This is a genomic window from Xanthomonas sp. SHU 308 (genome assembly GCF_000364645.1).
GTDB classification, from domain to species: Bacteria; Pseudomonadota; Gammaproteobacteria; order Xanthomonadales; family Xanthomonadaceae; genus Xanthomonas_A; species Xanthomonas_A sontii.
In genome coordinates this window covers 1-1,856 of sequence record NZ_AQOK01000299.1, presented here as the reverse complement: position 1 = coordinate 1,856, position 1,856 = coordinate 1, and the positions used below count along the sequence as shown (strand labels likewise).

The 1,856-nt window shown below is 72.0% G+C and carries 2 protein-coding genes; both read right to left on the bottom strand.

Features of this window, described 5'->3' with window-relative positions; all coding sequences use genetic code 11:
• The coding region (locus tag D588_RS0110655; protein WP_017915955.1) for a DUF4118 domain-containing protein at window positions 1-1,608 on the bottom strand (1,608 nt) is incomplete at its 3' end.
• A 60-nt stretch (window positions 1,609-1,668) separates the two neighbouring features.
• Window positions 1,669-1,856: potassium-transporting ATPase subunit C (locus tag D588_RS24470; protein ID WP_043084367.1), on the bottom strand; the 188-nt coding region annotated here is incomplete at its 5' end.

The window sequence follows — 1,856 nt, the reverse complement described above, 5'->3', positions numbered from 1 at the left end:
GAGCGTGCCGGCGAGCGCGCGGCGCCCGGCCTCCAGCACCTGCCCCAGGTCGGCGGCACTGGTGAGTTCGCGGCCCAGCCGCTGCAGCGCGGTGGTCTGCGCGTTGACCGCGCGCAGCGCCAGCACCTGCATGCGCAGGCGCGAGGCCAGGCGCCCGGCGACCAGGGCGGCGACCAGGAACAGCAGCACCGTGACCACGCCCTGGCGCGCGCCGATCTGGAAGGTGAAGCGCGGTTCGATGAAGAAGAAGTTGTAGCTGAAGAAGCTCAGCAGCGCCGCCAGCACCGCCGCGGTCATCCGCGTCTTCGATGCCACCATCACCACCGCGACGATGAACACCATCGACAGGTCGTCGATGCCGACCCAACTTTCGGCGATCCACGCCACCACCACCGCCAGCGCCGAGGCCACCGTGGCGAACAGCAGGTCGTCGCGCGACAGCCAGTGCGCGGGGCTGCGCCAGCGCCGCCGCGCCCGCGCGCGCGCTTCCGGCGAACTGATGATCACCAGTTCGTAGTGCGCGCCGCGTTGCAGCAGCTGCTGGGTCAGCGTGCGATTGATCATGCGCGCCAGCGGACGCTCGCGGGTGCGGCCCAGCACCAGGGTGGACACGCCGCTGCGCGCGGCGTGGTCGAGCAAGGCATCGGCGACGTTGGCGCCGTGCAGCAGCGCGGCCTCGCCGCCCAGCCGACGCGCCAGCGCGAAGGCGCGGTCGATCTCCAGTTGCCAGTCGGCATCCGGCTGCGCCTGGGTCTGCACGGTGACCACCGTCCACGGCGCGCCGCGGCGCTCGGCCAGGCGCCGCGCCACTCGCACCAGGTAGTCGGACTGGCCGCGCCCGTCGATCGCCACCATCACCGTGCGCCGCAGGGCGACGCTGGTGCGGCCCTGCGCGGCCTGCACGTCGCGCAGATCGTTGTCGACGCGGTCGGCGGCGGTCTGCATCGCCAGCTCGCGCAGCGCGGCCAGGTTGGACGGCGAGAAGAAGGCCTGCAGCGCCTGCCCGGCCTGCTCGGGCAGGTAGACCTTGCCCTGCTGCAGGCGTTCGATCAGCTCGCGTGGCGGCAGGTCGACCAGCACGATGTCGCGCAGGCGGTCGAAGATCGCATCGGGCACGGTCTCGCTGACGCGCACGCCGGTGATGCGGTGGACGACGTCGTTGAGGCTTTCCAGGTGCTGGATGTTGACCGTGCTGTAGACGTCGATGCCGGCGTCGAGCAGTTCCTGTACGTCCTGCCAGCGCCGCTCGTGACGGCTGCCCGGCGCGTTGCGATGGGCCAGTTCGTCCACCAGCACCAGCGGCGGGCGCAGCGCCAGCAGCGCATCCAGGTCCATCTCGTCCAGGGTGCGGCCGCGGTACTCCAGCCGCCGCCGCGGCTGCACGGTGAGGCCTTCCAGCAGCGCCGCGGTCTCGGCGCGGCCGTGGGTCTCGACCACGCCGACCACCAGGTTGCTGCCCTGCTGCTGCAACTGCCGCGCACGCGACAGCATCGCGTAGGTCTTGCCCACCCCCGGCGCCGCGCCGAGGAACACGGTCAGGCGCCCGCCGCGCTCGCGCTGCAGTTCGCCGATCAGGGCGTCGGCCTGTTGGGTGCGGGGGTCGGGCATTTGGTGCTGGGAATGGGGAATTGGGAATGGGGAATCGCAAAGCCTACAGTGCGGCGCGCCTTACCGCTTTTGCTCCTTCCCATTCCCGATTCCCGTTTCCCCATTCCCCGCGTCCAACGCCAGATTCAGCGCCAGCACGTTCACCCGCGGCTCGCCGAGCACGCCGAACTGGCGCGGCTGGGTCTGCGCGGCGACCAGGGCGGCGACGGTCTGCGGCGGCAGGCCGCGCGCGGCGGCGACGCGCGCCA